We start from the raw sequence: 26,913 nt of genomic DNA on the forward strand, positions 1-26,913 counted from the left end.
ATGTCCGCAGCCGACCTTGCCAAGCTGGTATTCCTGTCCGCGATCTGGGGCGGCTCGTTCATCTTCCTTCGCGTGGCAGCGCCTGAAGCAGGGCCGCTGCTTACGGCGACGCTTCGCACGACACTGGCCGGCGCCGCGCTGGTGGCGTTTGCGATGGCAACACAGGTCAGGATGGACTGGCGCGCGAATCTGAAACCGTTCGCGGTGGTCGGCCTGTTTGCGGTAGTGATCCCGTTTTCATGCTTCTCGTTCGCAGCGCTGCATCTGCCTGCATCGCACTCCGCTGTGCTGAATTCAACCGCGCCGCTGTTCGGCGCTGTCTTCTCGATGATCTGGCTGGCTGAACGCCTGACCATGCAAAAACTGGCCGGTCTGCTGCTGGGCATCGCCGGTGTCGCCGTCCTGGTCGGTGCAGGCACGGTGTCGATGAATCCCGTGACGATCGCCGCCGTCGCCGCCTGCCTGCTCGCGGCGGCCGGCTATGCGCTGTCCAGCATCATCGTCAAGAAGACCGGGCATCCGGACGGCATTCATCCGATTGCGATGGCCGCAGGCTCGATGGCCCTCGGAAGCATCGTCATGCTGCCGACCGTGCCGTTTTCCCTGCCGCCAGCCATGCCGTCCTTCACGGCACTTGCCTGCATCCTGGCGATGGCGCTTCTCTCGTCAGGGCTCGCGCAGGCACTGTTCATTCCCCTCATCGTCAAGATCGGGCCGACGCGCGCGATGAGCGTCTCCTTCCTGATTCCCCTGTTCAGCATGTTGTGGGCTTTCCTCTTCCTGAACGAGTCGATCGGCATTTCGACCGTGGCAGGTGGCGCCGTAGTGCTGGTGGCGATGGGACTGGTGCTGACGGCGCCGAAGGCATGAGCGGCGCGCAGGCAGGGAACTTCGCCCTCCGTCATCCGCTGCTGACCGCGCTGGCGCTGTCGTTCGGCGCGGCCATCTCGCTCGGCATTTCCCGCTTTTCCTACGCGCTGCTGCTGCCGCCGATGCGCACCGACCTCGACTGGTCCTACCTGCTGGCCGGGGCGATGAACACGGCGAATGCCTTCGGCTACTTCGTGGGCGCGTTGATGACGCCGGCATTGATGCGCCGCCTCAACGCGCAAGCGGCGCTGATCGGCGGCGCGCTGCTGACCGGCCTGTTCATGCTGCTCTCGGGCTTTGTCACCGATGCAGCGATGCTGTTGCTGCAACGCGTGCTGGCGGGCATTGCGAGCGCCTTCATCTTCATTTCCGGCGGCCTGCTTGCCGCCCGTCTCGGCGCGCTACACGTGAAACGCGCCGGCTTCCTCATCGGCCTGTATTACGGCGGCACGGGCTTCGGGATTACCTTGTCCGCCCTGCTGGTGCCTGCGACGCTGGAGGCTGCTCGCGACGTCGCCCATCCGTGGCAATGGGCGTGGCTGGTGCTGGGCGGCCTGTGCCTCGTCATGACGCTGCTCATGGCCTTGCCGGCGCGGCAGATCGATGGCGCGGCCGGCGCGGCCGGCGGTCCGGGGCACTTCCGCGTGCGCGCCTTTGGCTTCGGGCTGGCCGGTTATCTGATGTTCGGCGTCGGCTATATCGGCTACATGACCTTCATCATCGCGCTGCTGAAAGAACAAGGCATGCAGGCATCGACGATCACGCTGTTCTATGCCCTGCTCGGCCTGGCCGTCGTCGCATCATCGCGCATCTGGGCGCGCATGCTTGACCGTTTCAAGGGCGGCCAGTCGCTCGCGATCCTGAACGGCTTGCTGGCGATCGCCACGCTGTTGCCGGTGCTGACCTCCGCGCCCGTAGCCGTATTCGCGTCGGGCATCCTGTTCGGGGCGGTGTTCCTTTCCGTGGTCGCCTCCACCACCGCGCTGGTCCGGCACAACCTGCCTTCGGAGGCATGGTCGTCCGGCATCAGCGGCTTCACCACCGTCTTCGCATTCGGCCAGATCGTCGGACCGACGATCGTCGGCTGGATTTCCGACGGCGCCGGCGGATTGCAGCGCGGGCTGGTGTTCTCTGCGATCGCCCTCCTTGCGGGCGCTGTGCTCGCCTCGCGGCAACGCCCCTTGCAGCACCACGCATGATCGCCTGTCCGAATCCGGCGAGCGTGCTTCATGCGGCCGCGCTATTCTCTTGTTTCGCTTACTTCAGGATCGACCATGCGTAGCGCCGACCTCGTCCGCCTCCTCATCCTTGCCGCCATCTGGGGCGCCTCCTTCCTCTTCATGCGCATCATCGCACCGGTGCTCGGCGCGCTATGGACGGCCGAACTGCGCGTGGCGATTGCAGGCGTCGCGATGCTCGCTTTCATGCTGGCAACCGGGCGGAACATGCAGTTCCGCGCCAACTGGAAACAATACCTCGTGCTGGGCACGCTGAACTCCGCCCTGCCCTTCGCGCTGTTCGCGTATGCCGCGCTCACGCTGCCGGCCGGATACTCCGCCATCCTCAATGCAACGAGTCCCTTGTGGGGCGCGCTGATCGGCGCCGCCGTGCTGGGGGAAACACTCACGGCGCGCAAGATTGCCGGCCTCGTGACCGGCGTGGCGGGTGTCGCCTTCCTGGTCCGCCTCGGGCCTGCGGAATTCTCACCGCAGGTCCTGATCGCCGCGCTCGCTTGCGTAACTGCCGCGCTCTGTTACGGCATCGCCGGCGCGTACTCGAAGAAAAAATCGTCCGGCATCGCGCCGCCGATGATGGCGACCGGCTCCCAACTCGGCGCGGCGCTAGTACTGCTGCCCCTCGTGTCCTTCTCGCCGGTACGCGGTGAAGTCACGTCGCTCGTCATGGTGCTTACACTGCTGCTGGCCTTGCTCTGCAGCGCGGTGGCGTACTTCATCTATTTCCGACTGATCGCGGATTTGGGACCGACCAAGGCATTGACGGTGACCTTCCTGATTCCCCTGTTTGCCATGGTGTGGGGTGCTGTGTTTCTGCAGGAAGAAATCAACTTCAATACGCTGGTCGGCTGTGCGCTGGTGGTGCTGGCGACATGGCTGGTTGTATTTCAGCGCAACGTGGCGGCGGGCGCCAAGCAACCCGGTCGCCTGACCCGGGACAAGGAGGGCGCGTCGCGCTCCTGATGCATTGCCGGACAGCGCGCCAAACGCACGCGTCTGGCAATTTCAAAAAGCCCTCCGAACAATTAATCGCAGCCACCCATTGAAAAACCTTGTCAGTTTGCCTATCTGTCTCCAGCGCATCCACGCGCCATGTTCCGACAGGCAGAGACGAGCTATCAATGCGACTGACACACCACGATATCCACCGCGCGACGGCAAGGCAGCTGGCCGCGAACCAATACAATGACTTCGTCTCGGGCGCGCTCTATGCCCCCATTTTCGCGGGCATGTTCGGGGCCTTTCTCCTGGAGCGGCCCTTCATCTTCCTGGCGTATGTCTGCGTCGTCATTTGCGTGGCCCGGCTGCAGATCAGGGAGGCGCGGGATTCTGTCCATGGGCGTTTGGTTTCGGGCTGGATCCAGTATGCGACCTTGTTCATCACGGCGTTCACCGCCGTCAACGCGTTGCTGGGCGGAAGCCGCGAGTACGCCGTCTTCATTCTGTTTACCGTCCCGCCGCTCCTGATCGAATACCTGAACCGCCGGCGCTGCTATCGCGCACTCCACTTTCAGGTGGTGCGTTCCTACATCCGCGACGTGCATGACCTGCGCACACGCTTGCACCGGCAACGGAAGCGCAAGCCGTCCTATCGTGCGCCGAGGTGAACGCATGAAACTGTCCCGAAATCGATGGATGGAAGCGACGGCACTGGTCCTGATCGCCCTGTGGTGGGGTGTGCCTGCCCTGCGGATATGGAAGGCGGACAGGCTGGTGGATGAGCTGTGCGCGGGGAACGGCGGCTTCAATGTCTATGAACCGGTCCTGCTGTCGGAAGGTGAGCCCGACAAGGTGATGCAATCCGAAGCTTCTGCCGAGGGTGCCACCCAGGTTGCAGACAAGTACTACCGCGTCAGGAAAACAAGAACCGTGCGCGGCGAATCTGATGCGGTCGACGGCACTACCCTGGTCGTTATTCAGGACCTCTACCAGGTATACCGAAGTTCGGACAAGAAGCTGCTCGGCGAGGCCATCGCTTACACCCGCAAGGGCGGCGATCCGGTCGCGCCCTGGCATTCGGCCCCGCATTCCTGCCCCAGGCAGGCGGAGGAAGGTCTGGAGAATCGGATATTCCGGAAAGCGCACAAATAAGTACTTAGGCGTCCTGCCAGTCGATGGACGCCGGCAACACACCGCGCAAGGCATTGCACACGATCACCGCTTCCGCGGCGCGCAAGTCGTCGCGCGTCAACCGCCTTTCGCGCGTCGCCCATGTCGGGTCGTCCAGCAGCACGCCGCGCATCACGCCGGGCAGCACACCGGCGTCCAGCGGTGGTGTGAACCACTGGCCGCCCAGCTTGACGAAGACGTTGCTGCGCCCGCCTTCGGTGAGTTCGTCGCGTTCGTTGAAGAACAGCATGTCGAACCCGCCTTTCGCTTCCGCCCCGCGCCATGCGGCGTCGTACTGGGCCCTTACGCTCGTCTTGTGGCGTAGGAAGATGTCGGCGGACTGCGTCGGCGCCGGGGCAAGGAATACCTTCACCGGCAAGGCCAGCGGCACAAGCGGTGCGGACTGCAGTGACACGGTGCCGTTATGGCGCAGTGACAGGCGCATGCGGTACGGTGTCTGCGGTGCGAGTGACGCACACCCTTGCGCCAGCTTGTCCGCAATCAGGCCTTCGTCGCACACGAAGCCGAAATAGCCGGCGGAGGCGCAAAGGCGGCGCAGATGCCGGTCCTGGTTGCGGCACCCCTCCTCGCGCGTTGCCTGCATGGTTTCGAACAGTTCGAAGTCGTTCCGCAGGCCAGTCAGGAAGCGCGCCTTCAGCCGGCATTCCGCGGCTTCTTCCGCTGCGACGCTGTCATGCACGATGCCCGCGCCGACGCCCATCTCTCCCTTGCGGATACCGTCGTCACCAGGCGGCTGCAATACCAGCGTGCGGATCGGCACCGACAGGCAGAAGTCGCCCACCTTGCGGCCTGCCGCCGGGACATCGAACCAGCCGATCGCGCCGGTGTAGATGCCGCGCGGGGCCGGCTCCAGTTCGCGGATGATCTGCATCGTCCTTCGCTTGGGCGCCCCCGTGATCGAGCCGCAGGGATACAGTGCCGCAAGGATATCGGCGAGTCCGGCGTCCTCACGCAGCTCCGCTTCCACCGTCGAGGTCATCTGCAGCACGCTGCTGTAGCGGTCCACGCTGAACAGCTTCGGCACCTTCACCGTGCCGAATTTCGCGACGCGGCCAAGGTCATTGCGCAGCAGGTCGACAATCATCAGGTTCTCTGCGCGATTCTTCTCATCCGCGGCGAGCGCGGCTGCACGTTCTGCGTCGACGGATGCATCCCCGCTTGCGGCAGCCGTCCCTTTCATCGGCCTTGTCGTGACCATACCGCCTGCATGCCGCACGAACAGCTCCGGCGACAGGGACAGCACCGTGCACCCGTCCGGAAGCATGAGCAGCGCACCGTAGGGGACCGGCTGGCGTTCGCGCAGGCGGCGGTACAGGTCGACCGGCGAGCCGAATGCATCGAATCGCAGCCGATAGGTGTAGTTGATCTGGTAGGTGTCGCCGGCTTCGATGTAGGCGTGGATGCGGGAGATGGCTTGCTCGAATTGCGCGTCGCTGACGTTAGAATGCACGCCCGCGATGCCCGCAGCTGCGGTTTGCGCGCGAGCGGCGAGCCATTGTGCGACCTGCGATGATGAAAGGTGCTCGCAGCGGTCGAACAGCAGGACTTGCGCCAGGGTTTCCGTGCCTTCGTGCGGCGTTATGCCATGCATGCAGGCGCCGAGTTCGTAGCTGAACACGCCGACGGCATGCCTGCCTTGTCGCAGCGCATCCTCCATCTGCGCCAGCATGCCGGCGAGCGACTCCGCGCTGTCGCAGGACAGCACACCGGCAAGACCGGTCAGCAGGCGCGAGCGCGGGTCGCTCTCGCTCGCATCAACGTCGTCGAGAAGCGCGAAACAGGAGTCGGCGGGGATGGATGAAGCAGTCAAGGCAGTGTCACGCGATGGGAGCGGCAGGCAGCGCCGCCGCTTAAACCGCTATTGTATCCCTGCCCCTCAGCTTCCGCGCTTGGACAGATAGATCCCCCACAGCAGCAGCGCGCCGCCGGCCATCTGCACCGGTCCGATGGCTTCCTGGAAAATGATCCATGCGGCGACCGCCGCCGTCAGCGGCTGGATCAGCAGGCTGACGGACGTGAGATTGGCCGGCAGATGCGCCGCGGCATAGGCGATGACGGTTTGCCCGCCGATCTGCGCGATCAGCGCCAGCGCCAGCAGCGGCAGCCAGCCTGCCGCTTCCGCCGGCCAGAATGCGCCCGGCGCGGTGAGCGCGAACGGCAGCAAGGCGAGCCCGGTGACGGTCGTGCTCCATGCCATCAGGCGGGCGGTGGAATACTGGTTGCGCGCATCCTTGACCACCAGCTGGTAGGCGGCATAGAAAATGGCGCTGCTCAGGCCGAGGAAGTCGCCCATGAGCTTGCTGTCGCCGTTGCTTTCGCCGCCGGCGTTCGGCCCGACGAGCATGACCGCGCCGACCAGTGCAATCAGCATGCCGATGATGAAAATACGGGCAAAGCGTACGCGGTAGGCAATCCACATCCACAGCGCGATGAAGATCGGCGCGAAGTTCGACAGCAGGGTGGCGTTGGCCACGGTGGTGTAGTGCAGCGACAGGTGCCAGAGCGCCATGTCGGCGGCGAAGTAGATGCCGGCAAGGACGAGCGCCTTCGCGAAGCCGGTGCGCTTGCCCGCCGCTTCATCCTGGCGGCGGACGGCGAACGCCCACGCCCACAGGAACGGTGCGGCCAATGCCATGCGCCAGAACGCCGAGGCCAGCGGATTGACGTCCGACAGCCGCATGAAGATGCCGGCGAAACCGATGGCCATGCCGCCGATCAGCAGCGACGCAAACGCGAGTACGGGGAAGTTTTTTTCGAGTGTCGTGTCCATGCATCCGCTCGGTGGAATGGCAAAGACAGAGAGTGTACTGATCTTTGCAAGCTGCCGCAGGAGGGTCCGCGGAGTGCAGGCGTGCCGGAGCGTGGAACAAGGCCCTGCGCCGAACAATCGGGAAAAATCGGCGCGAGCGAATTAATGAAGCGATGTTGTCGGCGGCCGCAAGCGAATCAAATTCGGACTTGCCCGGCAAAAAACCTTGAACTTTCTGCAATCAGGCCAGCAGCATCGCGATCTGCGCCTGGGCATTCTCGGAGGGAGTGTGCTTGAAGCCGGTCTTGGCATAGCGATGCCATTTGCCGACGATCAGGCTGGTGATCATGCAGGCGCGCACCGCCACTTCATTCTCGCGCGCCTCGCCCTGCGTCACCGCGACCCGCAGCGCCTGCTTGATCGCCAGTTCAACGCGTTCGATGAACTGGTTCATTCGCGACTGCAGCCGCTCGTCCTCGTTGACCAGCGCATCGCCGATCAGCACCCGCGTCATGCCGGGATTGCGTTCGGCGAAGCTGAGCAGCATGGCGGCGATGGCCTGGACCTGCGACAGCCCGTTTTCCTGCTGCTCGCTGATCTGGTTGATCAGGCCGAAGACGCTGGTTTCGATGAATTCGATCAGCCCCTCGAACATCTGCGCCTTGCTGGCGAAGTGCCGGTACAACGCGGCCTCCGATACATCCAGCTTGGCCGCCAGGGCCGCGGTGGTGATCTTTTCCCCCTTGGGATGCTCCAGCATGGTGGCCAGAGTCTGCAGGATTTGAAGCTTGCGTTCGCCCGGTTTTGTGGTTGCCATGATCGTTTTTGTGGAGAAGGTTTTACCTCAGCCTGTGCAGCATCGCCGGAAGTTGCCTTACGGATTGTACTTTGACATCGACAAAAATGGGGCGCTTTGTGAATCTTGGTATCGGCCGGCCTTTCGCGAGCTGCTTCAGGTTGGGGCTGGACGCCAGGTATTGGGTCACCCAGGCGGTGCGCATGCCCAGCGCCTTGGCGGCTTTCAGGTTGTCCGCCGTGTCCTCGACGAGGATGCAGCGACGGGCAGAAACACCCTCGCGCGCCAGCAGTTTGCGCAACAGGTGCTTGGACGGCTTCGGCCGCAACTGGCCGTGGACGCGCATGGATTCGATCGGGATGTGCTTCGCGAAGTGGAGATGCAAACCGAGGTGGCGCATCACGTCGTGCGAATAGCGGCGCGGCGCATTGGTCAGCAGGATCTTGCGCCCCGGGAGGCGGCGCAGCAGCCGGCCGAGGCCGCGTTCGGCGCGGATCATGGCGGAGAGGTCGTCGAAATTGTGCGCCTCGCGCAGGAAATCCTCCATCCGGACATTGTGGTGCTTGACCATGCCGAGCAGCGTCGCACCGTAACGCTTCCAGTAGGCGAGGCGCGCGGCATTGACGGTTTCCGGGTCGGCGGGATTGTCGCCGTCGCCCAGCACCTTTGCCATAAATGCATTCATGTTGGCGTTAATCGCCGGGAAAATCGCGTGCGACGCGTTGTGCAGCGTGTTGTCGAGGTCGAACAACCAAATCGGTGAAGGCATCTGATACAGTGAAATGAGCCGCTATCAAAGCGGCGGTCAGGGAGAAACAATGAAGTCCGGCGTTATTGTTTTGCTAAGCGTTTGCTTGGCTGCTTGGTTCGGCCTCGCGCATGCGGACAATAATGCAGCACCGGCAGCGGCGGCACAAGCCGCCGCCGTCAAGCGCGGCACCCTGTACCGCGTCCGCCACCTCGGCAATACCGCTTACCTGTTCGGCACCATCCACGTCGGCAAGCCGGCATTCTTCCCGCTGGAAGACGAAGTCACCCGCGCGCTGTCCGGCGCACGCAAGCTGGTGCTGGAAATCGACATCCGCAAACCCGAACCGTTCCAGCTCGCGCTGAACAAGCACGGCATCTATCCCGTCGGGGACGCGGTCGACAGGCATCTCTCATCGGACACCTTGGGACTGCTGCGACATGCGCTGGACGACGCCGGCATTCCATTCGATGACGTCAGGCACCTGAAACCCTGGCTGCTGGCCAACATGCTGGTCGGCCTCGGTCTCGAACGCAACGGCTACCGGCGCAGCCACGGCATCGAAACATTCCTGCTTTCGCTCGCGGACCAGCAGGCCAAGGACGTGTACGAACTGGAGTCGGCGGAGTACCAGATGTCGCTGTTCGACAGCATGCCGGACGCAGCACAGGAGCAATACCTGCGCGAGAACCTGGCCGAACTGGGCGACGGCAATGCGCTGAAGAAGGCGCAGGCCTTGATCGATGCCTGGGCGGAAGCGAACGGCGACGCCGTCGAGGCCTTCATGCGGGCGTCACTGCTTGAGAAGACGATCTCGGGCGATTTCCTGCAGCGCGTGCTGCTGGACAAGCGCAACCCGGAACTGGCCAGCAAGATCGAGGAACTGCTGCGCGAGGATGAAACGGCCTTCGTGGGAGTCGGACTGCTGCACATGGTCGGGGAGACCGGGGTGCCGACGCTGCTGCGGCAGCGGGGGTATGAGGTGGAAAAGCTTTACTAAGGCAGGGTGCGGCGCGCGCACCCTGCCCGAACATCAATGCGAGCGGATCATCGTGCCGAACGCCTGTTCCGTCAGCACTTCCAGCAGCAGCGAATGCTCGATGCGGCCGTCGATGATGTGCACGGTGTTGACGCCCGACTTGGCGGCATCCAGCGCCGAGGAGATCTTCGGCAGCATGCCGCCGGAAATCGTGCCGTCGGCGAACATCTCGTCGATCTGGCGTGCCGACAGGTCGGTCAGCAGGTTGCCCTTCTTGTCCATCACGCCCGGGATGTTGGTCATCATGATCAGCTTTTCCGCCTTCAGGATTTCCGCGATCTTGCCGGCCACGAGGTCGGCGTTGATGTTGTAGGCCTGGCCATCCTCGCCGAAACCGATCGGGGAAATGATCGGGATGAAGGCGTCGTCCTGCAGCGCCTTCACGACGGCCGGGTTGATCGCATCGATCTCGCCGACGAAGCCGATGTCGAGGAACTGGCCCGGATTCTCTTTATCCGGCATCTGCATCTTGCGCGCGCGGATCAGGCCGCCGTCCTTGCCGGTCAGGCCGACTGCCTGGCCGCCGTAATGGTTGATCAGCATGACGATGTCCTGCTGCACTTCGCCGCCCAGCACCCACTCGACCACTTCCATGGTCTCTTCGTCGGTGATGCGCATACCCTGCACGAAGGTGCCCTGCTTGCCGATCTTCTTCAGCGCGCTGTCGATCTGCGGGCCGCCGCCGTGGACCACGACCGGGTTCATGCCCACCAGTTTCAGCAGGATGACGTCGCGCGCAAAGCCGTGCTTCAGGCGCTCTTCGGTCATGGCATTGCCGCCGTATTTCACGACGATGGTCTTGCCGTGGAATTTGCGGATGTACGGGAGAGCCTGTGCAAGGATTTCGGCCTTGATCTGCGGCGCAACGCCGGACAGGTCGGTGTTAGGGTCTGCGAGGTCGGTCATGGCGGGTCCTGAAAAACGATTTTCGCGATTTTACAGGGAAAGCGCGGTGATTTCCCGGCGGATTTCTTGTAATTGCCGGATCGGTCCGCTACGCTTTGCCCAAATGACAATCCACGCCAGAAAACCGTGACATGACGGCCACACTTCACCGCGAACTCGAAGCCCTGCGCCCCATCCTGGTGCGCTTTGCGGTTTTGCAGCTTCGCAACGAGACGTTGGCGGAAGACGTAGTGCAAGATGCGCTGATCGCGGTGCTGGAGAAACCCGGCAGTTTCGCTGGCAAGTCGTCACTGCGGACCTATGTCACCGGCATCCTCAAGCACAAGATCATCGATGCGATGCGCGCATCGAAGCGCGAGTTCCTGATCGACGTCGGCGAGGACCAGAGCGACGCCGACGTGATCGACGCCCTGTTCAAGCCGGACGGCCATACCGTGGACATGCCACGCCGCTGGGGCGACCCGGACGCCACGCTGGAACAGAAGGATTTCTTCCGCGTGCTGGAAGTCTGTCTCGACAAGCTGCCGGCCAGGACCGCCCGCATTTTCATGATGCGGGAATGGCTGGAATTCGACACCGAGGAAATCTGTAAGGAAATGGGCATCACCACGTCTAATGCCTGGGTCATGCTCTATCGTGCCCGCGTACAGCTGCGCGAATGCCTCGACCTGAACTGGTTTGGAAACCGCTGATGTCCCTCAAGCCCACTTGCAAGGAAGTCCACCAGCTCACGTCCGAAAGCATGGACCGTGAGCTGACCCTGGTCGAGCGTACCCGGGTGCGCCTGCACCTGCTGGTCTGCAATGCCTGCCGCAACTTTACCGGACAGATGGACCTGATCCGGAAAGCGATGCGGCGCATGGTGCCGGACAAGGAAAAGGGCGACGATTCCCTCTGACGCGACCGATTGTGCGGCCGCAACAAATATTCGCGCACAATTCCTCGCCATCTCCCCGCATACCGCCGCCAAACCAAAAAATCCGCCAAACGAAAATCCGCTTCAGCAAAGAAATACAGAATTTAATAACAAACACCTCACCCTAACATTCCCCTGCACTATTCCAACAACAAGGAGGGGACATGAAGCATTTGCTGCGAATCGGGACTGCGCTTGTTGCGCTGCTGTTGCTGGGCGCCTGCAGTCGGCAGGTGACGGTCAGGATCGGCGTGGTAGCGCCGATGACCGGCCCGCTCGCCCAGTACGGCAAGGACATCGCCAATGGCGCGCAGGTTGCCATCGATGAACTCAACAGCGACCACTTTTCCATCAACCGCAAGCGGGCGCGCTTCGAGCTGGTTGTCGAAGACGACAAGGCATCGCCGGAGGAAGGCAAGGCCGCGGCCAAACGCCTGATCGATGCCGGCGTGTCGGCGGTATTCGGCCACTTCAATTCGGGGGTATCGATTGCCGCGGCGCCCCTTTACGCACAGGCCGGCATTCCGCAGCTGTCGGTGTCGACCAATCCCCAGTACACCCGCATGGGACACAAGACCGCCTTTCGCATCACCGCCGACGACATCCAGCAGGGCGCGACGCTGGCGCGGCTGATCCGTGAAAAGCTGCGGGCGAAATCCCTCTACGTCGTGGACGACCGCACCACTTTCGGCGTCGGCATCGCGGACGAGGTCGAACGCGGCGTCAGGCTGAAGCAGGCTCCGGTGCGCATCAGCGTGGACGGCAAGACCGACGATGTCACGGCGGTCGCCGCGAAGATCCTCGACGCCAACGTGGACGCCGTGTTTTTCGGCGGCGATGAAGCGGTCGGCCTGCCGCTGCTGAAGGCGCTGCGCAAGGCGGGTTCCACCGCGAAGTTCGTCGTCGCCGACGCCATGTGCGACGCCTCCACGCTCAAGGGCGCGGAAGGCAGCGCCAACAGCAATTATTACTGCACGATTGCCGGCGTGCCACCGTCCTGGCTGTCTTCGGGCATCGGTTTCATGGACATGTACAAGGCGAAGTTCGGCACGCCGGGCGCCTATTCGACGCTGTCGTACGACGGCATCCACATCCTCGCGCAGGCGATGCAGGAAGCAGGGTCGGTATTGCCGGAAACCTTCCTGCCGGTGCTGGCTAAAGGCTCGTTCTCGGGCAAGATCCAGGGCGCGATCGAATTCGATGCCAAGGGGGATATCAAGGATGGCACCGTGGTAATTTACCAGTCCATCGGCGGACAGCTCCTGGAGCAGCGGAACCTGCTCTGAAGCCGAAAAAAAGCCCGGCGGCGCCGGTCATGTTCACTGGCACTTGCGCATTTCCTGCTTCGGGAATCCCGCCTTGACCTTGTCGAGCGCCGCCTTCCCTTCCTCGTCGAGCTCGCGGACCTGGAACGCGACCTGGCTGGAGGTCACCGTGCGCTGGCCAATGCGCGCGCTGCGCACGCCTTTCTGGTTGAGCGACGCAAGGTGGGTCCGCGCCGCATCCTCATGCTTGAACACGCCGAGCGAAATGCCCCAGCGCATCGGCGAGTTGTCCTGGATGATGAAGAAGTCCTCGACACCCAGCTTGCGCAATTCGCCCGCCTTCTTCTCCGCGCCTTCCTTGTCGGCCTGCGGCGGGATGTAGACCATGTGGTTCGCAACCTCCTGCAGCGCGCGCTGCTTGACGCGGTCGCCCAGGGACAGGGAGGCGAGTTCGGCGCTGAATCGCTTGGCGTCTTCGGGGCCGAAATTGCCGATTTCGGTACAGGCCAGCACGACCTTTTTCACTTCCGCTGCGGGTTGCGGGGCAGGCTCGGGCGCCGGTTCGGGGGCGGGAGCAGGCGTCGGCGCAGGGGCAGCCACGGGCGGCGGAATCAGCTTGACCTTGTCGGCATTGAGCTGGTCCTTCATGCGCGCGGGTTCGCGCCCGCTGGACAGGAAGGCATCGAAATAACCCTGCTGGTAGGCAATCAGGCCGGCATTGCCGAGCAACAGTATCCAGAAGAAGAATTTCAGCATCATGTATTCATTGCGGCCTTGTGCAGGCCGATCAGCACCAGGTTGTCGACGCGCTCGTGCGGGACGGAGAGGTGCGGCGAAATCAGCGCGGCCGCACCGCCGGAGAGCACGCACCGGACCGAGCCGCCATGCCGCGCATGCGCCGCGACAGCCCGCTCGATCGCCCCGGCCTGGGCGGAGAGGCAACCGCTGACGATGGCCGCATCCGTGTGGTCCGCGAACGGTTCCGCGATGTCGAGATGCTCCGCCACCTGCGGCAGCTGCGCCGTGTTCTTCGCCAGCGAACTCGCCATCAGGCCGAGCCCGGGCAGGATCATACCACCCAGGAAGACGCCGTCCGGCGTGACGGCGTCCACGGTGGTCGCCGTGCCGCAGGTCGCGACGATGAGCGGTTGCGACGGGAACAAGGCATGCGCGCCTATCGACGACGCGAAGCGGTCGCAACCGAGCTGTGCAGGGTTGCGGTAATTGTTGCGAATACCCGCCAGTGCAGGCGCCGAGGTAAACCACTCCAGCGGAACCGGCTGCATGCCGAAGGCGCCAAGCAGAACCTGCTCAAGCCCTTCTCGCATCGCCTGGCCGGCGACGTTCGAAGCGAGGACGCGCACGACGCGATGCCTGCGCCACGCATCGCCGAGGCTGCGCAGCTGCGCATGCTCCACCATGCCGGATTCCATCCATTGGCCAAGGGTAGCCGGATCGCGTTGACTGCTCGGCACAACGGCCCATTTCACCCGCGTATTGCCTGCATCGATCAGGAGCAGCATGCCTTATCCCTTCGGGCGCAGCGACACGTCGCCCGCCATGATCGTCTTGCGCCCGGCCGGCGTATCAAGCACGAACCGTCCGATCTCGTCGACGCCGACCGCCAGTCCTTCATGCTGCAATTTACCGTTGTCGAGGATCATCACGGACTGTCCGGCATAGGCATGCAGGGTGTTCCAGCGCGGGGTAAATGCGGCGAGGCCTTCATGCTCGAACTGCACCATCGCCTCCGCCAGCCCGCTGGCCAGCGTCGCCATCAGCATGTCCTGGTCGAGTTCCGCCAGCCAGGGAATGTTCGCCACCGGCCGGCCAATCTCCGCCGACATGCTGTCGCTGAGCGCGATGTTGATGCCGATGCCGATCACCGCCCAGCTCGCGTCGTGCGGGACATGGGCGGCCGTTGCGGATTCGATCAGGATGCCCGCCAGCTTCCTGCCCTCGTGCAGCACGTCGTTCGGCCACTTCAGCCTGACCTGCACGTTGAACATGGCCAGCGATTCGGCAATCGACACGCCCACGGCCAGCGGCAGGCCGACAAGCGCATGGACCGGCAGGCTGAATTTCCAGGCGAGGGAAAAGGTCAGCGACTTGCCCGGTGCGGACAGCCATTCGCGTCCGGCGCGGCCTCGCCCGGCCGTCTGCGACTTCGCAATGAGGAGGCTGGGCGCGGCGAGCGATGGCAGTGCGGCAAGCAGGTCGGCATTCGTGGATCCGGTCTCGTCGACGACCCGCACATCGATCTGCTGGGCGGCGGGACGGAGCAAGGAGGCGATGCGTTCGGAAGTAAGTGTCATGCGCACATTGTAGCGGCATGCTTGCACAAGGTTAATGCCGTTGACGCCGGTCATGCCCGCCGGGATGACCCTTGCGGCAATCTCCCTTACACTATCCAGATGCCAAATGGACAATCCCCAACACTGACGATCAGCAAGGGACCGCATCCCGCCATCGCCGCCGCCGGCCGATGGCAGGTTCACGCACTGGCCGATCCCGCCGTGATCAAGGAGATCACCAGCGGCCTGCGATCCGTCCCGGCCGATTCGGCGGCGTGGGATTTGTCGCACATCTCCGGCCTGGATCATATCGGCGCCCAACTGTTCTGGAATGCATGGGGAAAATCGCGTCCGCAGCAGCTGACGCTGGCGCCAGGCCACGAGGAAGTGTTCAACCGCATCGAACAGGCAGGCGCGCTCGCGCTGCCCGAAGCGTCGAAGCGCCCCTGGTACTCGCTACAGGGCATTGCACTGCCGCTGCACAATTTTTCCGGCCACCTGCTCAGCTTCGTCGGCCTGATCGGACAACTGACGCTGGACCTCGGCACCTTCATCATGCGCCCCCTGCGCGGGCCATGGAAAGAGATTTCGGCCAACGTTTTCCATATCGGCTACCAGGCGCTGGGCATCACCGCCCTGGTGGGATTCCTGATCGGCGTGGTCCTGTCCTACCTGTCGGCGCAGCAGCTGCATACCTTCGGCGGCGACATCTACCTGGTCAACATCCTCGGCATGAGCATCGTGCGCGAACTCGGGCCGCTGCTTGCCGCGATCCTCGTTGCCGGCCGGTCCGGTTCGGCGATCACCGCCCAGCTCGGCGTCATGCGCGTGACGGAGGAACTGGATGCGATGCTGGTGATGGGCATGCCGCACGGCTTTCGCCTGATCATGCCGCGCGTGATTGCGCTGGGGATTTCCATGCCGCTGCTCGTGGTGTGGACCGATGCCATTGCCCTGATGGGCGGCATGGCGGCGGCGAAGGTCGAATTGGGCTTGTCGGCCACCTACTTCCTCCAGGAACTGCCCGGCGCCGTCCCCTTGCCCAACTATTGGATCGGCCTTGGAAAGGGTGTCGTGTTCGGTTGCCTGATTGCCCTGGTCGCCTGCCATTTCGGCCTGCGCATCAAGCCCAACACCGAAAGCCTCGGCCAGGGCACCACGCTGTCGGTCGTCACCGCGATCACCGTCGTGATCCTGGCCGACGCCGTGTTCGCAATCGTGTTCAAGGGAGTCGGTTTCTGATGGCCGCGCCGATCATCCGCATCCGCGACCTGTGGACGCAGTTCGACCAGTTCGTCATCCACCAGGACCTGAACCTGGACGTCAACCAAGGCGAGATCCTGTCCCTCGTCGGCGGCTCGGGTTCGGGCAAGACCACGCTCCTGCGGCAGATGCTTGGACTGGAGCGACCCACGCGCGGACATGTGGAAGTGTTCGGCGAAGATATTCATCGCGTCGGCGGCGCGCGCTTGCGACAGTTGCGCAACCGCTGGGGCATGCTGTTCCAGCATGGCGCACTGTTTTCCGCGCTGAATGCCCTGGAAAATGTCGCCCAGCCGATGCGCGAACTGCGCGCCCTGCCCGACGACCTGATCCGCGATGCGGCGCTGCTGAAACTGGACATGGTCGGCATCACGCCCAAGGATGCCATCAAGATGCCCGCCGACTTGTCGGGCGGCATGGTGAAGCGGGTGGCGCTGGCACGCGCACTGGCGCTCGAACCGGAACTGCTGTTCCTCGACGAGCCGACCGCCGGCCTCGACCCGGACCTGTCGGAAAGCTTCGTCTCCCTGATCAGCAGCCTGCACCAGCAGATGCGGCTGACGGTGGTGATGGTCACCCACGATCTCGACACGCTCTTTGCGCTGTCGACCAAGATCGCAGTGCTGGCCGAAAAGCGCGTGATCGCGCTCGGCTCGCCAAAGGAAGTGATTGGGCTGCCGCATTCGTTCATCCAGCGTTTCTTCCTCGGCGAGCGCGGGCAGCGCGCGCTGGAGGTGCTGCGCGAGAAGGAAATGGAAACCAACCATGGAAAATAAGGCGCATGCCCTGATCGCCGGGCTGTTCACCATCATGCTGTTGACCGCCGCCGTGTTCATCGGCATCTGGCTCAATCGCGACCGCGTGGAATACGTGCCGTACCAGATCGCCACCAAGCTGTCAGTCCCCGGCCTCAATCCACAGGCAGCGGTGCGTTATCGCGGCCTCGACGTGGGCAAGGTGGACGACATTTCCTTCGATCCGCAAGCGGTCGGGCAGATCCTCGTGCACATCAGCGTCAAGCCCGATACGCCGATCACGCAATCCACCTTCGCCACACTCGGCTACCAGGGCGTGACCGGCATCGCCTATGTGCAGCTCGACGACGACGGCAGCAAGCCGGTCAAGCTGCACAGCACGCCGCAGCAAGTCGCGCGCATCGAGATGCGTCCCAGCCTGTTCGACCAGTTGCAGACGCGCGGCCTTGCGATCCTGCAGCAGACGGAAGAAGTCGCAAAGCGGATCAACAACATGCTGGAACCGGCCAACCAGAAGGCCATCCTCGATGCCTTCGACAACGTGAGCAAGGCGGCCACGGAAATCGAATCGATTCCGCGCCAGCTGGAACCGACCCTGGCGCGGCTTCCCGGCGTGACGGCGCAAGCGCAAAAGTCGCTCGCTTCGCTCGATGCACTTTCGAGGGACGCGAGTGCGCTTGCGAGCAGCCTGAACCGCATTGCCGAGACGATGAACGCACCGGGCGGCACCCTTGCCACCGTGACCGACACCGCGGCACGTCTCGGCTCGGTTGCCGAAAGGATCGAGCACGACACCTTGCCGCTGGCCGGCGATGCCCGTTCGTCGATCCGCGCGCTCAACCGCGCGCTCGACAATTTCAGCGAACGGCCGCAAAGCGTCCTGTTCGGCTCGCCGGATATCGCACCGGGCCCCGGCGAACCGGGATTTGCCGTGCCGTCGAAATAAGGGAGGACAACAATGCAAAAATTCATCCCCGCCATCGCCCTCATGACTGCGTGCGCGCTTGCGCTGCCCGGTTGCGCTGTGCGCGGCAATACCGATTCGGCGACGCTGTACGATCTCGGCCCCCTGAAAACGCAGCAGGACAAAACCGCCCTCCCCGCATTGCCGCCGGTCAGCATCGCAGCCGTACAGGTGCCGGTCTGGCTGGACAGCAGCATGATGTTCTACCGGCTCAATTACGCCAACGCGCAGCAGCCGCGTCCCTACGCCCAGGCGCGCTGGACGATGACGCCGGCGCAATTGCTCACGCAATACCTGAAGGCGCGCATCGCCCAGGCGGGAGGCGTTGCACTGGCCGCTTCCGACGGCGCGGTGGATGTCCCCGTCCTGCGCATCGAAGCGGATGATTTCTCGCAGCATTTCGCCTCGCCCTCGGAAAGTACAGGCCAGGTCGCGTTGCGCGCCTCGCTTTACCGCGGACGCACGCTGCTGGCGCAACGCAGCTTTGTCCGCCAGTCGCCGTCCGGCAGCGCAGATGCCGCCGGCGGCGCAGCAGCCCTCGCATCGGCAAGCGATGCGGCGATCGCCGACATCATCCTCTGGCTGCACGGCCTGCCGTTGAAATAATTTCGCTTGCCGCAATTCGGGCATCTGCCGAAAATACGTTTTAACCGCAATCACGAAGGCGAAGCTTGCTCACCGAGGAAAATCCGCAGACAGCCACCAGCGAACCTGTCCAGGCTGCGAGTGTGTCCACATTCGCCCGGGTCGGCCTGCTGATGTATACCTTCCTGATCATCTACGCCAGCCTGTATCCGTTCTCCAACTGGAGCGACATCGGCCTGCCGATGTGGGCGTTCCTGGTCATGCCGATGCCGCATTACTGGACCGGCTTCGACGTCGCGGCGAATATCGTCGGCTATCTGCCCTTCGGCATGCTGGTGGTGTTTGCGCTCTATCCGACGCTGCGCGGCCTGTCGGCAACGATCACGGCCATCTTCGCCGGCATGCTGCTGTCGGGCGGGCTCGAAGCGGTGCAGACGCTGCTTCCGAATCGCGTTTCATCCAACCTCGATTTCCTGACCAATCTTGCAGGCACCTGCATCGGCGCTTTCCTTGGCGCACTGCTGACCCATACCTTCCTTGAACAAAGCCGGCTCCTGCAGTTGCGGCGCGACTGGTTCGTGCCGGATGCGGGTCGCGGACTGATTGTCGCCGGCCTGTGGCCGCTCGCGCAGATCTACCCGCAAGGCTACCTGTTCGGGCACGGCCAGCTGATGCCGATTCTCTCCAACTGGATCTCGGACTGGCTGGAAACTCCGGTCGACCTCGTTGCCATCCTCACAAGCGACATCCACCTGTCGGTACAGGAGTACTGGCTGGCCGAAACACTGATCACCGCATTCGGGTTGATCGGGGCCATGCTGACGTGGTCCATCCTGCTCCGCAAACAGGCGCCCAAACCCGTGCTGCTGATCCTGTTCATTGCAATCGCCATCGGCGTGAAAGTGATGGCAAACGCATTGCTGTTTTCACCCGCCAATGCATTGGCGTGGCTGACCCCGGGCGCGAAAGGCGGTTTGCTGATCGGCATCATGATGGTCGGCGGGCTGTCCTATGCGCCGCCGGTTGTGCAGCGCCGGCTCGCCGCGCTGTGCCTGCTGCTGGGTTTCATTGCCATCAATCTGGTGCCGGCCAACCCGTACTTCGTCGCCACTTTGCAGGCGTGGACGCAGGGAAAGTTCCTGAATTTCAACGGCGCTGCGCATTTCCTGTCGATCTTCTGGACGTTTTTTGCCCTGTGGTTCCTGCTGCACCCCGCCCACCGCATGAAGCGCCAGTAGCCGGGGTGTATCATGGCGGCTTTACCCCAGAGATTGACATGTCCGACAAGCCTTATTATCAACACCACGTCTTTTTCTGCCTGAACCAGCGCGAGGAAGGCCGTCCTTGCTGTCATGACAAGGGAGCGCAGGCGGCACAGGAACACGCAAAGGCGCGCATCAAGAAACTCGGCCTGAGCGGCCAGGGAAAAGTACGGATCAACAAGGCGGGCTGCCTGGACCGTTGCGAGGAAGGCCCGGTGCTGGTCGTCTATCCGGAGGGCACCTGGTATACCTATGTCGACCAGCAGGACATCGATGAAATCATCGATGAGCATCTCGTCAACGGCAAAGTCGTCGAGCGACTGAAGATTTAAGCAACAAGAACAATGAATTCCCAGACCCAACGTTTCTCCCTTCGCGGCGCCGCCGGCAACATCGAATGCGCGCTGGACCTGCCGAACGACGTGCCGCGCGGCGTCGCACTTGTCGCGCACCCGCATCCGCTGTACGGCGGCACGATGGACAACAAGGTTGCGCAGACTGTGGCACGCGCCTTTGTCGCGCTTGGCTATGCTACCGCGCGCATGAATTTCCGTGGTGTCGGCAAGTCGGAAGGCGAACACGACGCAGGACGCGGTGAAACCGACGACATGGCGGTACTGCTGCAGCACATGCAACAACAGTATCCCGGCCTGCCTGTCGCGCTCGGCGGCTTCTCCTTCGGCACCTTCGTGCAGTCGCAGCTGCAACAGCGCCTTGTCGCAGCCGGCACGCCGGCAGAACGCCTCGTGCTGGTCGGCACTGCTGCGGGCAAATGGGCAATGCCTGCCGTTCCGGACAACACCATCCTCATCCACGGCGAACACGACGAGACGATCCCCCTCTCGGATGTGTTCGATTGGGCACGACCGCAAGACCTGCCGGTCATCGTGATTCCCGGCGCCGATCACTTTTTTCACCGCAAGTTGCAACATATAAAGAGTTTCGTGGTCGAAATGTGGCATCGTTGAAAACCGGCGTTCTTTCCGGACGCCAGCTTTTCTGCGGGGCTATAATTCGGACCTTGTTTACTCTTGCATCCGCCCGGTTACCGCGCGGGGTTTCAATCTGCACAACCCATGAAAAAGCTCATTGCGGCCCTTGCCGCCACCCTGTTTACTTTCTCGATTGCCTTCGCACAGGCGTTGCCTCCGCCCACCATTGCCGCCAAATCCTGGCTCCTGCTTGACGCCACCAGCGGCCAGGTCCTTGCCTCGCAAGAAGCCACCGCGCGTGTCGAGCCGGCATCGCTGGTCAAGATCATGACCGCCTACCTGGCGTTTTCCGCCGTCAAGGAAAAGCGTCTCGACCTGAACCAGATGGTCAACGTCTCCGTCCGCGCATGGAAAGTGGACGCGAGCAGCTCGAAGATGTTTATCGACCCGGCCACGCCGGTGAAGGTGAACGATCTGCTGTACGGCCTGATCGTGCAATCCGGCAACGATGCCGCCGTCACGCTAGCCGAAGCAGTTGCCGGCACGGAAGAGGCCTTCGTGACGCTGATGAACCGCGAAGCCGAGCGCATGGGGCTGAAGAACACCCGCTATGCCAACCCGCACGGCCTGCCGCATCCGGACAACTACACCACGGCGCAAGACCTGTCGATCCTGGCCACGCGCATGATCCTGGACCATCCGGAACTGTACAAGATCTATTCGACCAAGGAATTCACCTACAACAAGATCACGCAGCCGAACCGCAACCGCCTGCTGTGGCTGGATCCGACCGTCGACGGCATGAAGACCGGCCACACCGCCGCTGCCGGCTACTGTCTGATCTCCACCGCCAAGCGCCCGAACGGCGGCAGCGACCGTCGCCTGATCTCGGTTGTGCTGGGCACGGTATCCGACCAGGTGCGCGCCTCCGAAAGCCAGAAGCTGCTGAACTGGGGCTTCCAGAATTTCGACACGGTCAAGCTGTACGCCAAGGGCCAGCCCGTGGCGACGCCGGAAGTCTGGAAAGGCTCGCAGGGCCAGGTGAAGATCGGCTTCACGCATGACGTCTATGTGACCGTGCCGAAGGGCGTGGCCGACAAGATGAAGCCTGTGCTGGAGCGCAATGACCCGCTGGTCGCGCCGGTCGCGCAGAACAGCAAGGTCGGTACGCTGAAGATGATGGTCGACGGCAAGGCGCTGACCGAACTGCCGGTCGTTGCGCTTGAACAAGTGAACCAGGCCAGCATCATCGGCCGTGCGTGGGATTCCATGCGGCTCTGGATGAAGTAATGCAACTCCCTTCTCCCGCAGGCGGGAGAAGGGTTGGGGATGAGGGTGGTCGCGTTACCGCCTGAGGTCTTGACCATCCCCCTCACCCCCACCCCTCTCCCGCCTGCGGGAGAGGGGAGTAAACGGCGAAGGTGCTGCATCAGCCTTCTCCCCTTACCGGAGAACCGCCATGCCTGCATACATCATCGGTCACATCACCATCAAGGACGCCGCCAGATGGGCAGAGTACCGCGACAAGGTGGGCGCCACCATCACCGCCTGGGGCGGCGAGCTGGTCTTTCGCGGCAAGATGCTCAAGGTCCTCAACGGCGCCCACGCACACACCGATACCGTCGTTGCCTGCTTCCCCGACAAGGATGCACTGCTTGGCTGGCACGACTCGCCCGAATACCAGGCCCTGATCCCGATCCGGGATGCCGGCGCCGATGTCACCCTCGTCAGCTACGAAGCTTGAAGGATTCCCCATGCAAGACCCGCTCGTCTACCTGAACGGCGAACTCACGCCCCTGTCCGAAGCGAAGATTCCGGTGCTCGACCGCGGCTTCATCTTCGGCGACGGCGTGTACGAGGTGATCCCGGTCTACAACCGGAAGATGTTCCGCGCGAAGCAGCACATGGCGCGCCTGTTCCGCAGCCTGAACGCAATCCGCATCCCGAATCCCCACACGGAGGAGGAATGGATGGCGCTGATCGGCAAGGTGACGGCAGCGCATCCCGCCGACACGCAACTGATCTACATGCAGGTCACGCGCGGCGTGGCCAAGCGCGCGCACGCCTTTCCCGCCGATGCAACACCGACGGTCTTCATCATGACCAATGCGTTCACTCCGCCGGATGCGGACACCGTCAACAATGGCGCGCGCTGCGTGACGACCGAGGACTTGCGCTGGATGCGCTGCAACATCAAGTCGATCTCGCTGCTGGGGAATGTGCTCGCCGCACAGCATGCGGCAGAGCACGGCGCGCTGGAAGCCATCCAGTTCCGCGACGGATTATTGACGGAAGGCGCATCGTCGAACATCTGGATTGTCAGCAAGGGTACCGTGGTCGGCCCGCCGAAGGATACGCGCATCCTCGAGGGCATCCGCTACGGCCTGCTTGAAGAACTCTGCGCTGCCTGCGGCATTCCTTTCGCATCGAGACAGATTACGCGCGACGAAGTTTTCGCCGCGGATGAAGTCCTGATGACATCCGCCGGCCGCGAAGTGCTTGCCGTCACGTCCATTGACGGCAAACCCGTGGGCGACGGAGCCACCGGCCCGCTGTTCCGCAAGCTGTACGCGGCCTACCAGGACGCCAAGAGGGCGTAAAATACCGCCATTGAAAATCTGTCGTTCCGTCGCCATATGGAACGAAACAGCGAGCAATGCCATGACCCAGCCGACCGACAGCCTCATCGAATACCCCAGCGACTTCCCGATCAAGATCATGGGCGTCATGCAGGAAAACTTCGCCCAGACCATGGTGGAAGTCGTGACCCTGCACGACCCGACCTTCCATGCAGGCAAGATGGAAATGCGTCCTTCGTCCAAGGGCACCTATCTCGCGCTCACGGTCACGGTGCGCGCCACCAGCCGCGAGCAGCTCGACAATCTCTACCGCGCGCTGTCCTCGCATCCGATGGTCAAGGTCGTCCTGTAATCAGACCTTGGGTTGCGGCAGCGTCGCAACCTCTCCCAGCAGCCAGGTCCTGAACGCCTGCACCTGCGGCTTGCGCAGGGACTCGGGCGGGCAGACAAGGTAGTAGGACTGCGGCGTGCTGATCGCGATATCGAACAGTCGCACCAGTTCCCCCGATTCGATATCCGACACGGCGATCGCATGGCGCGCCAGCGCGATGCCGTGCCCCTCCACCGCCGCGCGCACCAGCATCGATGAATCCTGGAACACGAGGCCGCCGGTCGGCTCGAGGAAATCCAGCCCCGCCGCGCGAAACCACGGCGTCCACGGCTCCATCTCGCAACGCAGCAGCGGATGCTGCGCCAGCTTCTCCGGTGTGCGCGGCAGCTTGCCCTTGTTGAAGCGCGGACTGGCGACCGGGTAGTAGTAATCGTCCATGATTTTTTCCACGACCAGCCCCGGGTAATTGCCCCTGCCGAACCGCACGCCGATGTCCACCGACTCGCGCACGAAGTCGGTGAGCTGGCTGCTCGACTGCAGCATCACTTCCATGTCCGGATGCTGCTCGATGAACTCCCCGAGGCGCGGCGACAGCCAGCGTGCCGCGAACGACGGCAATGCCGTCACCGTCAGGCGCTTCTGCTTGCCGTCGGCCTGCAGCGCCGCGGCGGCCGCCGCGATGTCGGTCAGCGCCTTGCGCAAGGTTGTCGCAAATCGCTCGCCCTCGGGCGTGATGGAAATGCGCTTGCCGTGACGCGCAAACAAGGGCACGCCCAACTCCTCTTCCAGCGCCCTGACCTGATGGCTGATCGCGCCGTGCGTCACATGGATTTCCTCCGCCGCGCGGGAAAAATTGCCATGCCGCGCCGCCGCCTCGAATGCGCGCAGCGCCGCCAGGTTGGGAAGTTTTCTGAAGTCGGCCATATGTGAGAAAAACTATCAAGAGAATCAAAAATATATCGTTTAGACAAGCGCATGACAAGGACTATGATGCTTTCACGGGACAGGAAAAAAGCCATTCTGCAAGCGTGCAGCGGCATCCGCCCCGGCAATCCAGGAGCGACATCATGAGAGGGCTATTCACAAACGGCACATTGACCATTCTTTCCGGACAGGCTGTTTCCGGCACCGCAGACCGCGCCGAAACGCTGCGCATCCAGCGCGGGCGTGTCTGGATTACCGTCGAAGGCATCAAGCACGATTATTTCCTGCACGCAGGCGACACGTTCACCGCCGTCCCCGGACGCTTGACCGTGCTGGAAGCCGACCAGGACGCCAGCGTGGAATTGCGCCGCCCGCAAACCGGCCGTATCCTGAAAAGCATCGGTCAACGGGTCGCCGCCTTCCTCCGCGGCATGTCGCAGCATGCGGTCGTACAGACCTCGTTGAAACGCCATCGCACCTGCGATGCGTGCTGACCCGGCGCGTCGCTCACCAGGAGATCACATGCGCGCTGCCACGTACACCTGCACCGGCCCCGCCAGGGAAGTCCTTGCACTCGAAGAGATCGAAACACCGGCCCCCGGGCCGGGCGAGGTCCGCGTCAAGCTCTCCTGGTCGGGCGTCAACCCATCCGACGTCAAGACCAGGGGCGGAGTACGCAGCACCACCCTGCCCTTTCCGCGCATCGTCCCGCACAGCGACGGAGCAGGTGTGATCGACCAGGTGGGCGAAGGCATCGACCCCGACCGCATCGGCCAGCGCGTCTGGACCTGGAATGCCGCCTGGGGCCGCGCCGAGGGTACGGCGGCGCAGTTCGTCACTCTTCCCGCTCGCCAGGCCGTCCCGCTGCCGGACAACGTCCCGGACGACGTCGGCGCATGCCTCGGCATCCCGGCCCTGACGGCATGGCATGCGGTACATGTCGACGGAGGCGTCGCGAACAAGCGCGTCCTGGTGGCCGGCGGCGCGGGCGCGGTCGGCAACTATGCGGTACAGATGGCGAAGCTCGCCGGAGCAGCACAGGTCATCGCCACCGTCAGCAGCGATGAAAAAGCGGCGCTGGCGAAGGAAGCCGGCGCGGACGCCGTCATCAACTACAAGACGCAAGACCTGGCTCCTGCTGTCCTCGGCCTGACCGATGGCGCCGGTGCGGACCGGATCATCGAAGTGGACTTTGGCGCCAATGCCGCCAAGGACATCGCCATGCTCAAGGCGGAAGGTGACATCGTTGCCTACGGTAGCGGAGTGCCGGAGATCGCGCTGCCTTTCTTCCCTTCCATCGTCAAGAACATCCGACTGCGCTTTTTCATTGTCTACAACCTGTCTCCCGCCGACCGCGCCGCCGCCCTCGGCGGGCTTGCCGCGCTGCTGAAAGACGGCGTCCTCAAGCACAACATCGCCGCCCGCCTGCCCCTGGAACGCATCGCCGAAGCACACGAACTTGTCGAAAGCGGCAAGGTGGTCGGCAATGTCGTCCTTTCTGTCGACTAGGAGAAACATGAAACATCCATGCCAGCTCGCACAGGTCAACATCGGCCGTGCGCTCGGCGCCATCGACGATCCGGTCATGTCCGGCTTCGTCGCGCGCCTCGACGAGATCAACGCGCTCGCGGAGTCCAGCCCCGGTTTCATCTGGCGCCTGAAGACCGACGAAGGCAACGCCACGTCGCTCCAGCCGTACGACGACGAACGCATCCTGATCAACATGTCGGTATGGGAGTCGCCGGAACACCTGAAGCAGTTCGTGTACCGCAGCGCCCATGCGCAGGTCATGCGCCAGCGGAAGGAATGGTTCGAGCGCTTCAAGGAGACCTACATCGCCCTTTGGTGGATCGCGCCGGGACACATTCCCACGATCACCGAAGCAAAGGAACGCCTGCAATACCTGCAACTTCACGGTGAGAGCGATTTCGCCTTTACCTTTGCCAGACTTTTCCCCGCGCCCGGAACAATCGTCTCCTGCGCGCCGGTTTCCATCGAGGAGCAGGCATGAACGTCATTCGCAGCCGCGAATTCACCGCCGAGCGTGCCTGGGGCGCGCTCGACATCGCCAGCATGAATGGCGTCACCACCCGCCTGCACTGGACCGATGCGCCCTACAAATGGCATGTCAACGACGGCGAGGAAGTGTTCGCGGTGCTCGACGGCGTGGTCGAGATGCGCTACCGGGAAAACGGCGCCGAACAGGTTGCGGTCCTGAACACCGGTGATGTCTTCTTTGCCGGCATCGGCTGCGAACATGTTGCCCATCCCCGCGGCGCGGCGCGCATCCTCGTGATCGAAAAAGAAGGCAGCGTGTAGAGAAATCGACTGCAAACAAAAATTTTTGCCGCCGGTGATATCCTGTCCGGC

The 26,913-nt window shown here is 63.2% G+C and carries 33 protein-coding genes; 24 read left to right on the top strand and 9 right to left on the bottom strand.

Annotated features, from left to right (window positions below):
* The 5 genes from AC3WOY_RS10035 (at position 1) to AC3WOY_RS10055 (ending at position 4,196) form a co-directional block, all read left to right on the top strand.
* The gene (locus AC3WOY_RS10035; protein WP_492423266.1) at positions 1-870 is read left to right on the top strand and encodes a DMT family transporter; all 870 of its coding nucleotides are present in this window, start codon (positions 1-3) and stop codon (positions 868-870) included.
* Positions 867-2,069 carry a YbfB/YjiJ family MFS transporter gene (locus AC3WOY_RS10040; RefSeq protein ID WP_492423268.1) on the top strand — a complete coding sequence of 401 codons (1,203 nt, stop codon included), beginning with the start codon at positions 867-869 and terminating at the stop codon, positions 2,067-2,069. Before AC3WOY_RS10035 ends, AC3WOY_RS10040 begins: the two co-directional genes overlap by 4 nt.
* 75 nt (positions 2,070-2,144) lie before the next feature.
* A complete protein-coding gene (locus tag AC3WOY_RS10045; protein ID WP_492423270.1) occupies positions 2,145-3,068 on the top strand; it encodes a DMT family transporter in 924 nt (307 codons plus the stop codon).
* A gap of 158 nt (positions 3,069-3,226) precedes the next feature.
* Positions 3,227-3,712 carry a hypothetical protein gene (locus tag AC3WOY_RS10050; RefSeq protein WP_492423272.1) on the top strand — a complete coding sequence of 162 codons (486 nt, stop codon included), beginning with the start codon at positions 3,227-3,229 and terminating at the stop codon, positions 3,710-3,712.
* A 4-nt stretch (positions 3,713-3,716) separates the two neighbouring features.
* Entirely contained in the window at positions 3,717-4,196 is a 480-nt protein-coding gene (locus AC3WOY_RS10055; RefSeq protein ID WP_492423274.1) for a hypothetical protein, read from the top strand.
* A 4-nt stretch (positions 4,197-4,200) separates the two neighbouring features.
* On the opposite strand, the gene pabB is transcribed toward AC3WOY_RS10055, so the two are convergent.
* From pabB to AC3WOY_RS10075, 4 genes are all read right to left on the bottom strand, one after another.
* A complete protein-coding gene (pabB, locus tag AC3WOY_RS10060; RefSeq protein ID WP_492423276.1) occupies positions 4,201-6,045 on the bottom strand; it encodes an aminodeoxychorismate synthase component I in 1,845 nt (614 codons plus the stop codon).
* Positions 6,046-6,111: 66 nt separating this feature from the next.
* On the bottom strand, positions 6,112-7,005 hold the full coding sequence (locus AC3WOY_RS10065) for a DMT family transporter (protein WP_492423278.1): 894 nt from the start codon (positions 7,003-7,005) through the stop codon (positions 6,112-6,114).
* Between the two features lie 220 nt (positions 7,006-7,225).
* Positions 7,226-7,801 (bottom strand): nucleoid occlusion factor SlmA, encoded by a 576-nt coding sequence (gene slmA, locus AC3WOY_RS10070; protein ID WP_492423280.1) that lies wholly within the window; start codon positions 7,799-7,801, stop codon positions 7,226-7,228.
* A 22-nt stretch (positions 7,802-7,823) separates the two neighbouring features.
* On the bottom strand, positions 7,824-8,549 hold the full coding sequence (locus AC3WOY_RS10075; RefSeq protein ID WP_492423282.1) for a pyrimidine 5'-nucleotidase: 726 nt from the start codon (positions 8,547-8,549) through the stop codon (positions 7,824-7,826).
* 85 nt (positions 8,550-8,634) lie between these two features.
* Here AC3WOY_RS10075 and AC3WOY_RS10080 point away from each other — a divergent pair, with 85 nt between their 5' ends.
* The gene (locus AC3WOY_RS10080) at positions 8,635-9,528 is read left to right on the top strand and encodes a TraB/GumN family protein (RefSeq protein ID WP_492423284.1); all 894 of its coding nucleotides are present in this window, start codon (positions 8,635-8,637) and stop codon (positions 9,526-9,528) included.
* Positions 9,529-9,561: 33 nt separating this feature from the next.
* Here AC3WOY_RS10080 and argB read toward each other — a convergent pair whose 3' ends face one another.
* Positions 9,562-10,473: an acetylglutamate kinase gene (gene argB / locus AC3WOY_RS10085; RefSeq protein WP_420472868.1), complete on the bottom strand. Its 912-nt coding sequence runs from the start codon at positions 10,471-10,473 to the stop codon at positions 9,562-9,564.
* Positions 10,474-10,604: 131 nt separating this feature from the next.
* Between argB and AC3WOY_RS10090 the strand changes: the two genes are divergently transcribed.
* From AC3WOY_RS10090 to AC3WOY_RS10100, 3 genes are all read left to right on the top strand, one after another.
* Complete coding sequence (locus AC3WOY_RS10090) at positions 10,605-11,165, top strand: sigma-70 family RNA polymerase sigma factor (RefSeq protein WP_492423287.1); 561 nt, start codon at positions 10,605-10,607, stop codon at positions 11,163-11,165.
* Positions 11,165-11,371 (top strand): zf-HC2 domain-containing protein, encoded by a 207-nt coding sequence (locus AC3WOY_RS10095; RefSeq protein ID WP_492423289.1) that lies wholly within the window; start codon positions 11,165-11,167, stop codon positions 11,369-11,371. Before AC3WOY_RS10090 ends, AC3WOY_RS10095 begins: the two co-directional genes overlap by 1 nt.
* 182 nt (positions 11,372-11,553) lie before the next feature.
* Complete coding sequence (locus AC3WOY_RS10100; protein ID WP_492423291.1) at positions 11,554-12,675, top strand: branched-chain amino acid ABC transporter substrate-binding protein; 1,122 nt, start codon at positions 11,554-11,556, stop codon at positions 12,673-12,675.
* Between the two features lie 33 nt (positions 12,676-12,708).
* Here AC3WOY_RS10100 and AC3WOY_RS10105 read toward each other — a convergent pair whose 3' ends face one another.
* The 3 genes from AC3WOY_RS10105 to AC3WOY_RS10115 are packed head-to-tail and all read right to left on the bottom strand — an operon-like array spanning position 12,709 to position 14,969.
* The gene (locus AC3WOY_RS10105; protein ID WP_492423293.1) at positions 12,709-13,413 is read right to left on the bottom strand and encodes an SPOR domain-containing protein; all 705 of its coding nucleotides are present in this window, start codon (positions 13,411-13,413) and stop codon (positions 12,709-12,711) included.
* Complete coding sequence (locus AC3WOY_RS10110) at positions 13,410-14,177, bottom strand: type III pantothenate kinase (protein ID WP_492423295.1); 768 nt, start codon at positions 14,175-14,177, stop codon at positions 13,410-13,412. The genes AC3WOY_RS10105 and AC3WOY_RS10110 overlap by 4 nt, the downstream gene beginning before the upstream one ends.
* 3 nt (positions 14,178-14,180) lie before the next feature.
* Complete coding sequence (locus AC3WOY_RS10115; protein ID WP_492423297.1) at positions 14,181-14,969, bottom strand: biotin--[acetyl-CoA-carboxylase] ligase; 789 nt, start codon at positions 14,967-14,969, stop codon at positions 14,181-14,183.
* A gap of 99 nt (positions 14,970-15,068) precedes the next feature.
* Here AC3WOY_RS10115 and AC3WOY_RS10120 point away from each other — a divergent pair, with 99 nt between their 5' ends.
* From AC3WOY_RS10120 to AC3WOY_RS10170, 11 genes are all read left to right on the top strand, one after another.
* A complete protein-coding gene (locus AC3WOY_RS10120; protein ID WP_492423299.1) occupies positions 15,069-16,190 on the top strand; it encodes an MlaE family ABC transporter permease in 1,122 nt (373 codons plus the stop codon).
* Complete coding sequence (locus AC3WOY_RS10125; RefSeq protein WP_492423301.1) at positions 16,190-16,987, top strand: ABC transporter ATP-binding protein; 798 nt, start codon at positions 16,190-16,192, stop codon at positions 16,985-16,987. The genes AC3WOY_RS10120 and AC3WOY_RS10125 overlap by 1 nt, the downstream gene beginning before the upstream one ends.
* Complete coding sequence (locus AC3WOY_RS10130; RefSeq protein WP_492423303.1) at positions 16,977-17,912, top strand: MlaD family protein; 936 nt, start codon at positions 16,977-16,979, stop codon at positions 17,910-17,912. The genes AC3WOY_RS10125 and AC3WOY_RS10130 overlap by 11 nt, the downstream gene beginning before the upstream one ends.
* A 12-nt stretch (positions 17,913-17,924) precedes the next feature.
* On the top strand, positions 17,925-18,536 hold the full coding sequence (locus tag AC3WOY_RS10135) for an ABC-type transport auxiliary lipoprotein family protein (RefSeq protein WP_492423305.1): 612 nt from the start codon (positions 17,925-17,927) through the stop codon (positions 18,534-18,536).
* A gap of 65 nt (positions 18,537-18,601) precedes the next feature.
* Positions 18,602-19,753, top strand: a complete 1,152-nt coding sequence (locus tag AC3WOY_RS10140; protein WP_492423307.1) for a VanZ family protein — start codon at positions 18,602-18,604, stop codon at positions 19,751-19,753.
* A 38-nt stretch (positions 19,754-19,791) separates the two neighbouring features.
* Complete coding sequence (locus AC3WOY_RS10145; RefSeq protein WP_492423309.1) at positions 19,792-20,109, top strand: (2Fe-2S) ferredoxin domain-containing protein; 318 nt, start codon at positions 19,792-19,794, stop codon at positions 20,107-20,109.
* A gap of 12 nt (positions 20,110-20,121) precedes the next feature.
* The gene (locus AC3WOY_RS10150; RefSeq protein ID WP_492423311.1) at positions 20,122-20,745 is read left to right on the top strand and encodes an alpha/beta hydrolase; all 624 of its coding nucleotides are present in this window, start codon (positions 20,122-20,124) and stop codon (positions 20,743-20,745) included.
* A 108-nt stretch (positions 20,746-20,853) separates the two neighbouring features.
* Positions 20,854-21,999, top strand: coding sequence for a D-alanyl-D-alanine carboxypeptidase family protein (locus AC3WOY_RS10155; protein WP_492423313.1), 1,146 nt, complete (start codon positions 20,854-20,856; stop codon positions 21,997-21,999).
* A gap of 169 nt (positions 22,000-22,168) precedes the next feature.
* Positions 22,169-22,453 carry a DUF1330 domain-containing protein gene (locus tag AC3WOY_RS10160; RefSeq protein ID WP_492423315.1) on the top strand — a complete coding sequence of 95 codons (285 nt, stop codon included), beginning with the start codon at positions 22,169-22,171 and terminating at the stop codon, positions 22,451-22,453.
* 10 nt (positions 22,454-22,463) lie between these two features.
* On the top strand, positions 22,464-23,309 hold the full coding sequence (locus tag AC3WOY_RS10165) for a D-amino acid aminotransferase (RefSeq protein ID WP_492423317.1): 846 nt from the start codon (positions 22,464-22,466) through the stop codon (positions 23,307-23,309).
* Between the two features lie 61 nt (positions 23,310-23,370).
* The gene (locus tag AC3WOY_RS10170) at positions 23,371-23,640 is read left to right on the top strand and encodes a DUF493 family protein (RefSeq protein WP_492423319.1); all 270 of its coding nucleotides are present in this window, start codon (positions 23,371-23,373) and stop codon (positions 23,638-23,640) included.
* Here AC3WOY_RS10170 and gcvA read toward each other — a convergent pair whose 3' ends face one another.
* Positions 23,641-24,543, bottom strand: coding sequence for a transcriptional regulator GcvA (gene gcvA, locus AC3WOY_RS10175; protein ID WP_492423321.1), 903 nt, complete (start codon positions 24,541-24,543; stop codon positions 23,641-23,643). It lies immediately after the preceding gene.
* A 143-nt stretch (positions 24,544-24,686) separates the two neighbouring features.
* On the opposite strand from gcvA, the gene AC3WOY_RS10180 reads away from it, so the two are divergent.
* From AC3WOY_RS10180 to AC3WOY_RS10195, 4 genes are read left to right on the top strand one after another with little or no spacing between them, the layout of a single operon-like run.
* Positions 24,687-25,037 carry a DUF2917 domain-containing protein gene (locus AC3WOY_RS10180; protein WP_492423323.1) on the top strand — a complete coding sequence of 117 codons (351 nt, stop codon included), beginning with the start codon at positions 24,687-24,689 and terminating at the stop codon, positions 25,035-25,037.
* Positions 25,038-25,065: 28 nt separating this feature from the next.
* Entirely contained in the window at positions 25,066-26,052 is a 987-nt protein-coding gene (locus tag AC3WOY_RS10185; RefSeq protein ID WP_492423325.1) for an NADPH:quinone reductase, read from the top strand.
* 7 nt (positions 26,053-26,059) lie between these two features.
* Positions 26,060-26,554 (top strand): DUF3291 domain-containing protein, encoded by a 495-nt coding sequence (locus AC3WOY_RS10190; RefSeq protein WP_492423327.1) that lies wholly within the window; start codon positions 26,060-26,062, stop codon positions 26,552-26,554.
* Positions 26,551-26,862, top strand: a complete 312-nt coding sequence (locus tag AC3WOY_RS10195; RefSeq protein WP_492423329.1) for a cupin domain-containing protein — start codon at positions 26,551-26,553, stop codon at positions 26,860-26,862. The genes AC3WOY_RS10190 and AC3WOY_RS10195 overlap by 4 nt, the downstream gene beginning before the upstream one ends.
* Positions 26,863-26,913: the final 51 nt, after the last annotated feature.

Source organism: Noviherbaspirillum sp. FW303-A3 (assembly GCF_058788695.1).